This is a genomic window from Streptomyces sp. NPDC056480, from assembly GCF_042795405.1.
In the GTDB taxonomy this organism is placed as follows: Bacteria; Actinomycetota; Actinomycetes; order Streptomycetales; family Streptomycetaceae; genus Streptomyces.
In genome coordinates, this window is the sequence record NZ_JBHTSA010000050.1 from 50058 (window position 1) to 58835 (window position 8778).

At 71.0% G+C, this 8778-nt stretch carries 5 protein-coding genes; 4 read left to right on the plus strand and 1 reads right to left on the minus strand.

What is annotated here, in order from left to right; genetic code table 11:
• Window positions 1-74 precede the first annotated feature (74 nt).
• The gene (gene ppc, locus ACFQ79_RS22265; protein ID WP_383586105.1) at window positions 75-2804 is read right to left on the minus strand and encodes a phosphoenolpyruvate carboxylase; all 2730 of its coding nucleotides are present in this window, start codon (window positions 2802-2804) and stop codon (window positions 75-77) included.
• 249 nt (window positions 2805-3053) lie between these two features.
• Here ppc and ACFQ79_RS22270 point away from each other — a divergent pair, with 249 nt between their 5' ends.
• The 4 genes from ACFQ79_RS22270 (at window position 3054) to ACFQ79_RS22285 (ending at window position 8738) form a co-directional block, all read left to right on the plus strand.
• Window positions 3054-4025 carry an acyl-CoA desaturase gene (locus tag ACFQ79_RS22270; protein WP_383586107.1) on the plus strand — a complete coding sequence of 324 codons (972 nt, stop codon included), beginning with the start codon at window positions 3054-3056 and terminating at the stop codon, window positions 4023-4025.
• On the plus strand, window positions 4025-4708 hold the full coding sequence (locus tag ACFQ79_RS22275; RefSeq protein ID WP_030315379.1) for a TetR/AcrR family transcriptional regulator: 684 nt from the start codon (window positions 4025-4027) through the stop codon (window positions 4706-4708). Before ACFQ79_RS22270 ends, ACFQ79_RS22275 begins: the two co-directional genes overlap by 1 nt.
• A 297-nt stretch (window positions 4709-5005) precedes the next feature.
• A complete protein-coding gene (locus ACFQ79_RS22280) occupies window positions 5006-6745 on the plus strand; it encodes an FG-GAP repeat domain-containing protein (protein ID WP_383586109.1) in 1740 nt (579 codons plus the stop codon).
• A 271-nt stretch (window positions 6746-7016) separates the two neighbouring features.
• On the plus strand, window positions 7017-8738 hold the full coding sequence (locus ACFQ79_RS22285; protein WP_383586111.1) for an FG-GAP repeat domain-containing protein: 1722 nt from the start codon (window positions 7017-7019) through the stop codon (window positions 8736-8738).
• The last annotated feature ends 40 nt before the right edge of the window (window positions 8739-8778 follow it).

Sequence of the window (8778 nt, forward strand, 5' to 3'; positions counted from 1 at the left end):
TACCGGCGTACCCCGACACGAAGGTGCCCCCGTGGAGACTTCCACGGGGGCACCTCTCTGTGTGCGGCCGGGCGTCAGCCGGTGTTGCGGAGGCCCGCCGCGACGCCGTTCACGGTGAGCAGCAGGGCCCGCGCGAGCAGCGGGTCCGGCTCCTCGCCGCGCTCGGCGGCGCCGCGCTGGCGGGCGAGGAGGGCGACCTGGAGGTAGGAGATCGGGTCCAGGTAGGCGTCCCGGATGGCGAAGGTCTGCTGGAGCACCGGGTTGGAGTCCAGGAGCCTCTCGCCGCCGGTGACCTTGAGGACCTCGGCGACGGTCAGCGCGTGCTCGGCCTCGATGGTGTCGAAGACGTGCTTGAGGTCGTCGGGGACCAGGGTGTCGACGTAGTGGCGGGCGATCCGCAGGTCGGTCTTCGCGAGCGTCATCTCGACGTTGGAGAGGAAGTTGCGGAAGAAGTGCCAGTGCTCGTACATCTCGCCGAGGACCGGGGCGAGACCCGCCTCGCGCAGCGCCTTGAGGCCGGAGCCGACGCCGAACCAGCCGGGCACGATCTGGCGGGACTGGGTCCAGCCGAACACCCAGGGGATGGCGCGGAGTCCGTCGAGGGAGACGCCTGAGCCGGGGCGGCGGGAGGGCCGAGAGCCCAGGTGCAGGTCGGCGAGCTGGTCGACGGGGGTGGAGGCGAGGAAGTACGCCGGCAGGCCGGGGTCCTCGACGAGCGTGCGGTACGCGGTGTGGGCGGCGTCCGAGACGGTGTCCATGGCCGCGTCCCAGCGGGCCAGGGCCTCGTCGGACTGGCGCGGCGCGGTGTGGAGTGCGGAGGCCTGGAGGGTGGCGGCGACCGTCAGTTCCAGGTTCTCGCGGGCCAGGGACGGGATCAGGTACTTGTCGGAGATGACCTCGCCCTGCTCGGTCACCTTGATCTCGCCCTCGAGCGTGCCCCAGGGCTGGGCGAGGATCGCGTCGTGCGAGGGGCCGCCGCCGCGGCCGACGGTGCCGCCGCGGCCGTGGAAGAGGCGGAGCCGTACGCCGTAGCGGTGGGCCACGTCGCGGAGGCGGCGCTGGGCCCGGTGGATCTCCCACTGGCTCGTGGTGATGCCGCCGAACTTGGAGGAGTCCGAGTAGCCGAGCATGACCTCCTGGACGTCGCCGCGGAGCGAGACGAGGCGCCGGTAGGAGGGGTCGGCGAGCATGCCGTCGAGGATGACGTCGGCGGCCTTGAGCTCGTCGGTGGTCTCCAGGAGCGGCACGATGCCGATCTTGGCCCAGCCGCCGTGCAGGTCGATCAGACCGGCCTCGCGGGCGAGGACGGCGGCGGCGAAGACGTCGTCGGCGCCCTGGCACATCGAGATGATGTAGGACTCGATGACCTCGGGGCCGAAGCGCTCGAAGGCCTCCTTGACGGTGTGGAAGACACCGAGGGTCTTCAGTCCGGCGGCGTCGAGCGGGGCCGGCGTCGGGGCCAGCGGACGGCGCGAGCGGAGCTCCTTGGCGAGGAGCTTCTGCCGGTAGTCGCGTGGCATGTCGGCGTACCGCCAGGACTCCTCGCCGAGGCGGTCGAAGAGCTGCCCGAGGGCGTGGTGATGGGCGTCGGCGTGCTCGCGGACGTCCATGGTGGCGAGCTGGAGGCCGAAGGCGGAGAGGGTGCGGATGGTGCGGTCCATCCGGCCGTCGGCGAAGAGCGCGCCGCGGTGCTCGCGCAGCGAGGTCTGGATCAGGGTGAGGTCGTGGACGAGCTCGGCGGTGCCGAGGTAGTCGCGGCCGTCCTGATGGGGGGTGCCGGAGGCGAGGCGCTCGCGGGTGTTGACGAGCTTCTGCCGGATGCAGGTGGCCTTGAGGCGGTACGGCTCCTCGGCGTTGAGGCGCTTGTAGCGGGGGCTGATCTCCGGGAGGAGCTCCAGGTCGCGCTGGAGGGAGTCCAGGAGGTCCTGGGTGGCTCCGGCGTAGCGGATGGAGTTGGAGAGGAGTCCGCGCAGGTAGTCGACGAGTTCGAGGGCGTCGGTGATGCCGTGCTCGTGCTGGAGGATCAGGATGTCCCTGGTCACCTGGGGGGTGACGTTGGGGTTGCCGTCGCGGTCGCCGCCGATCCAGGTGCCGAAGGTGAGCGGGCGGGTGCCGGCGGGGAGTTCGACGCCGACGCGCTCCAGCTCGGCGGCGAGGTCCTCCAGGACGTCGCCGACGGCGCCGGCGTGCAGCTCGTCGAGGTAGTAGATGGCGTTGCGGGCCTCGTCGGCGGGCTCGGGGCGGACGACCCGGAGTTCGTCGGTCTGCCAGATGAGGTCGATGTTCTCGGCGAGCCGCAGGTCGTGGCGGCGCCGGTCGGCCTCGATGACCGGGGTCTCCAGGAGGGCGGCGATGCGGCGCAGCTTGTTCAGGACGGAGCGGCGGGCGGCTTCGGTGGGGTGCGCGGTGAAGACGGGCCGGACGTTGAGGTTCTTGACCGTCTCGCGGACGTGCTCGGGGTCGCCGTCCTTGAGCATGTCGGCGGTGCGGGCGAGGAGGCTGCCCTCGGCGGCGCGCTTCTCGCGCATCTCGCGGCCGCGGTGGACCTGCTCGGTGACGTTCGCGAGGTGGAAGTAGGTGGAGAAGGCGCGTACCAGCTTGGCGGCGGTCTCGAGTTCGACGCCGCGGAGCAGCTCGGCGGCGGCCTCGCCGTCCTCGCGGGTGAGGCTGCGGACCCGCTCGACGAGGTCGAGGAGCTCGTGGCCCTCCTGGCGGACGAGGGTCTCGCCGAGGAGATCGCCCAGTCGGCGGATGTCGGCGCGCAGCTCGGCGCTGGCGGTGGGGGTCTGGTCGGCACTGCTCACAGGTGCGGCTCCTTGCAGTGTTTGAGCACGTCTGGAGGGGTACTGGAGGCTTGCGGACCGCGCTGTCCGACGCACCCAGGATAGGTGTCCACATTGTGGTCGGCGGCCAGGGTCGTCTTGTGCCCCCTTGCCGCGCGCCCCGGCGCTGCCATACTTACGACGCCGTAGGTTACGGAAGCGTAGCCTCGCGCTCTTTTCATACCGTTCCGCTCCGTTTCATCCTCATCCCTTCATCCCCAGGGGACACCCATGACCACCAGCCCTGAGTTGCTCGAAACCGAACAGGACCACCTGCCCTCCGGCACGCTCGGCGGGGACAAGAAGCGATCGATCGAGCAGATCACGCTGCTGCTGTTCATCACGGTGCCCTTCATCGCCCTGATCGCGGCGGTGCCGCTGGCCTGGAGCTGGGGCGGCGTGTCGTGGCTCGACCTGGGTCTGCTGGTGGCGATGTACTACATCGGCTGCCACGGCATCACGATCGGCTTCCACCGTTACTTCACCCACGGTTCGTTCAAGGCCAAGCGGCCGCTGCGGATCGCGCTCGCGATCATGGGCTCGCTCGCGGTGGAGGGGCCGCTGGTGCGCTGGGTGGCGGACCACCGCAAGCACCACAAGTTCTCGGACGCGGAGGGCGACCCGCACTCGCCGTGGCGTTTCGGTGAGACGGTGCCGGCCCTGATGAAGGGCCTGTGGTGGGCGCACATCGGCTGGATGTTCGACGAGGAGAGGACGCCGCAGGCGAAGTACGCGCCCGATCTGATCAAGGACCCGGCGATCCGGCGGATCTCCCGTGACTTCATCTTCTGGACGATGCTGTCGCTCGCGATCCCGCCGCTGGTGGGCGGTCTGGTGACGATGTCCTGGTGGGGCGCGTTCACCGCGTTCTTCTGGGGTTCGCTGGTGCGGGTCGCGCTGCTGCACCACGTGACCTGGTCGATCAACTCGATCTGTCACGCGGTGGGCAAGCGTCCGTTCAAGTCGCGGGACCGTTCGGGCAACGTGTGGTGGCTGGCGGTGCTGTCCTGCGGCGAGTCCTGGCACAACCTGCACCACGCGGACCCGACGTCGGCGCGGCACGGGGTGCTGCGCGGCCAGGTCGACTCCAGCGCGCGGCTGATCCGCTGGTTCGAGCTGGCCGGCTGGGCGTACGACGTGCGCTGGCCGGCGAAGGAGCGCATCGAAGCCCGCCGCCAGAGCGCGCCCGCAGACGCGGCATGATGGAAGACGTGGCGATCGACGGCAGGACCAGTGGCACCGGCAGCGGCGAGCAGAAGCCCCGGCGGGGCCGCCGGGTGCGGATGACAGGCGCGGAGCGCCGGGAGCAGCTGCTGGACATCGGCCGGACGCTCTTCGCCGAGAAGGGCTTCGAGGGCACGTCGGTGGAGGAGATCGCGGCGAAGGCCGGGGTCTCCAAGCCGGTGGTGTACGAGCACTTCGGGGGCAAGGAGGGGCTGTACGCGGTCGTGGTCGACCGGGAGATGCGCCAGCTCCTCGACGGGGTGACGGGCGCGCTGACGGCCGGGCATCCGCGGGAGCTCCTGGAGCAGGCCGCGTTCGCGCTGCTCGACTACATCGAGAACTACACGGACGGTTTCCGGATTCTCGTACGGGACTCCCCGGTGGCGCAGTCGACGGGCACGTTCGCGTCGCTGATCAGTGACATCGCCACGCAGGTGGAGGACATCCTGGGCCTGGAGTTCAAGGCCCGGGGGTTCGACCCGAAGCTGGCGCCGCTGTACGCGCAGGCGCTGGTGGGCAGTGTGGCCCTGACGGGTCAGTGGTGGCTGGACGTCCGCAAGCCGAAGAAGGCGGAGGTCGCGGCGCATCTGGTGAATCTGGCCTGGCACGGTCTGGACGGTCTGGAGCCGAAGCCGCGGTTGATAGGGCACCGGAAGAACTGAGGCGGGCGGGCCGGGTCCGGGCGCGCGACGGGCGGCCCGGGCACGGCAACCGGCACGGCAACGGACCGGCACGGCACGGCACGGCACGGCAACGGACCGGGCGGTCGGATTCGGTGAGTAAAGCCCTGGTCATCGGTTCACCGATGAGTAGAATCGTGTTCAACATCCGGGGGGGTGTTCCGACCTTCGGACGAGGTCGTCTCCGCGTGGCCCAGTGGCCTGCGATGACGCCGTTCGATGCCGTGCGAACCCCCCTGTTTGGTTCTGTCGAACCTCTGATCCCTGGGGGGGATCTCTTTGTTCTTCCTGCATTCCAAGCGGGCCCGTCGTGTCGTCGGCTGCACCGCTCTCGCCCTCTCCGCGGGCATGCTCCTCACCGGCACCGCGTCCGCCGACACGCCGGCGCCGCGCCCGGCGGTGGAGAAGCCCGTCGGCGGCTCGGGCATGCCGTCCGAGCGGTTCCTGCCGCAGGACCGTGCCCGGTCGGCCGGCTCCGCCGGTGACGCCGGTGCCGCCGGCACCAGCGGTGCCGCGGCGGACCGTCAGCCCTCGCGCTCGGACTTCGACGGCGACGGTCGCGCCGACGTCATCTTCCGCGGCGCCAACGGCTCGCTGTGGACGTCGACGACCACGGGAGTCCAGTCGGAGTTCTCCGCGTCCGGCGAGTACGTCAAGGACGTCATCCCGATCGGCGACCAGGACGCGAACGGCAGCGGTCCCGAGGTCCTGACGCTGTCGAAGTTCGGCAATCTGGCGCTCTACGCCGACGCGACCCCGTCGTACGCCGGCCACCGCTGGTCCGGTGCCGGCTGGCAGATCTACAACAAGATCTTCTCGCCCGGCGACCTCAGCGGTGACGGCCGCGCGGACGTGCTGGCCCGTACGCCCGCCGGCGAGCTGTACGTGTACGTCTCCACCGGCACGTACGGCGCCCCGTTCCACGCCCGTCAGCTGGTCGGCAAGGGATGGACGGCCTACGACCAGCTGATCGGTCTCGGTGACAGCGACGGAGACGGCCGGGGCGACTTCCTCGCCCGTACGCCCGCCGGCGCCCTCTACTACTACGGCAGCACCGGCAACCCGAAGACGGTGAAGGCCGCCCAGCAGGTCGGCCGCGGCTGGGACACGTACAACCAGATCATCGGCATCGACGACGACAACGGCAACGGCGTCGGCGACGTCATCGCGCGCGGTTCCGACGGCACGCTGTGGATCTACTACGGCACCGGCGGCGGCCACTTCACGGCCCGCAAGCAGGCCAGCTCCGGCGGCGGCTGGGCCGGTGTGCCCCAGTTCGGCGGCGCCGGCAACATCCCGGCGCACGGCAAGGAGGGCCTGCTCGCCCGCGACAAGGCCGGCACGCTCTTCTGGTACAACCCGACGGGCACGGGCAAGCTGGCCGCCCGCGCGCAGATCAGCGACCCGGGCGGCTGGGCCGGTTCCACGATCTTCGAGGTCAACTCGCTGGGCCGGGACGGCATCTCCGACACGCTGGAGATCTACCAGGGCCACCTCTACAAGGGCGACACCGACTTCGGCGGCGGCTGGAGCGGCATCGACCAGATCGCCGGCCCCGGCGACCTGAACGGCGACGGCACCGGCGACTTCGTGGCCCGTGACCGCTCCGGAGTCCTCTGGCTGTACCGGACCAACTACGACGGCACCGCGCTCCACGCGCGCGTCAAGATCGGCTCCGGCTGGGGCGCGTACGACCGGATCCTCGGTTCGGGCGACCTGAGCGGCGACGGCCTGAACGACCTGGTGGCCCGCGCCAAGGACGGCACCCTGTACCTGTACCAGGGCACCGGCCAGGGCAGTTACGCGTTCAAGCCCCGGGTCAGGATCGGCGGCGGCTGGAACGCGTACCCGCAGCTGGCGGCGCCCGGCGACATCACGGGCGACGGCAAGGCCGACCTCCTCGCGGTGAACGCGGGCGGCGAACTGTTCCGCTACTCGGGCTACGGCGACTCGGGCCCGGTCTTCAAGCCGCGCGTCTCGATCGGTACCGGCTACCAGATCTACAACGGCCTGTACTAGTCGCACCCCGCACCACGCGCACCAGGCTCCAGGCACCAGGCACCACGCGAGCGCCCCGCACCGGAACCCCGGTGCGGGGCGTTCCCGCGTGCCGGACGGGCCCGCGCCCGACCCCGGGACGGAGCGGAAGCACTGTCACCCGGGAGAGGTATGCTCCCGAACACCCGGGGGCGTTCGCCCTCCGTACGCGCTTTCTGCCGTACGGAGCCGCCGCGGACGCCCGTACCCGGTCCCATGACATCTGATCCCTGGGGGGGATCTCTTGCGTTCTGTGCGCTCCACGCGTGCCCGCCTCGCGGCCTGCACCGCTCTCGTCCTCTCCGCGGGCATGCTGCTCGCGACCCCGGCGTCGGCCGACCGGCCCGCGCCTCCCCACACCGCCGTCGAGAAGCCGACGGCCGGCTTCACCCCGCCGCCGACGCGGCCCCTGCCGGGCACGGCCCGCGCGGGCGACTCCGCCCGAGCCTCCGCGGCCGCCGTCGCGGGATCCAGGGTCCCCGATCCGCTGTCGGACTTCGACGGCGACGGAGTGAGCGACCTGATCTACCGCGGCTGGGACGGCAACGTCTACACCTCGCTGGCCGCGAACGGCGGCGGCGCCTTCAACGGGAGCCACCCCGAGCCGCCGAAGGACATCATTCCGATCGGCAACCAGGACGCGGTCGGCGGCGGCCCCGAGGTCCTGATGCTCTCGCAGCAGGGCACGCTCACCATGTACGCGGACGCCACGCCCACCTCGGCGGCGTCGGTGTGGCAGGGCAAGGGCTGGCAGATCTACAACAAGGTCTTCTCGCCCGGTGACGTGAACGACGACAACCTGGCGGACCTGCTCGCCCGCGACACCGGCGGCAACCTGTACCTGTACTACGGGACCGGCAGGCGCAGCGCGCCGTTCTCGGCGCGGGTGGCCCTCGGCCACGGCTGGAACGTCTACGACCAGCTCATCGGCTTCGGTGACAACAACAGCGACGGCTGGGCCGACCTGTACGCCCGTGACACCACCGGCGTCCTGTGGTTCTACGCCGGAACGGGCGACAAGAACAAGCCGTTCGCGACCCGGGTGTCGGCCGGTCACGGCTGGAACCTCTACAACACGATCGTCCCCGTGGGCGACGACAACGGCGACGCCAGCGGCGAGCTGCTCGCCCGCGACGCCAAGGGCACCTTCTGGTACTACACCGGCAGGGGCGACGGCACCCTCGCGGCCCGTACGCAGGCCAGTTCGGTGGGCGGCTGGGAAGGCGTCCCGCAGTTCGGCGGGGCGAGCAACAACCCGGTCGGGGGCACCAAGGAAGGCGTCCTGGCGCGGGACACCGCCGGCACGATGTTCTGGTACGGCAGCCGGACCAACGGCCTGCTCACCCCGCGCAGCCAGTACAGCGACACGGGCGGCTGGCGGGGGGCCGACTTCACGCACCTGGTCTCGCTGGACCCGGACAACTCGTCCGACACCGCGCAGCTCTTCGACAACGGCCTCTACATCGACGGCGTCCGCATCGGCTCGGGCTGGGGCGTCTACAACGCCCTCGCCGGCCCGGGCGACCTGACCGGCGACGGCAAGGGCGATCTGCTGGCCCGCGACCGCTCCGGCATCCTCTACCTGTACCCGGGCACCGGCCGGAGCACGGCGCTCTCGTCGCGCGTCAAGGTCGGCGGCGGCTGGGGCGCCTTCAACAAGATCGTCGGCGCGGGCGACTACACGGGCGACGGGCGCGCGGACATCGCGGCCCGCACCACGGGCGGCGACCTGTACGTGTACCCGGGCACGGGCAGCGCGACCACGCCGTTCGGTGCGCGGGTGAAGGTCGGCGGCGGCTGGAACACGTACACCAAGCTGGTCGCTCCGGGCGACCTGAACGGTGACGGCAAGGGCGACCTGCTGGGCGTGACCTCGGCGGGCGACCTCTACAGCTACCTGAACACCACGCCGGGCAGGTTCGGCCCGCGGAACAACGTCGGCCGCGGCTTCCAGATCTACAACGCCATGTCCTAGGGGTCACCCGCAGACACGCGGACGCCCCGCACCGGAACTC

What these genes read in the sequence shown, in the direction of transcription:
- ACFQ79_RS22270 (WP_383586107.1), top strand. Translation starts at nt 3,054, where the DNA reads ATGACCACCAGCCCTGAGTTGCTCGAAACCGAACAGGACCACCTGCCC.
- ACFQ79_RS22275 (WP_030315379.1), top strand. Translation starts at nt 4,025, where the DNA reads ATGGAAGACGTGGCGATCGACGGCAGGACCAGTGGCACCGGCAGCGGC.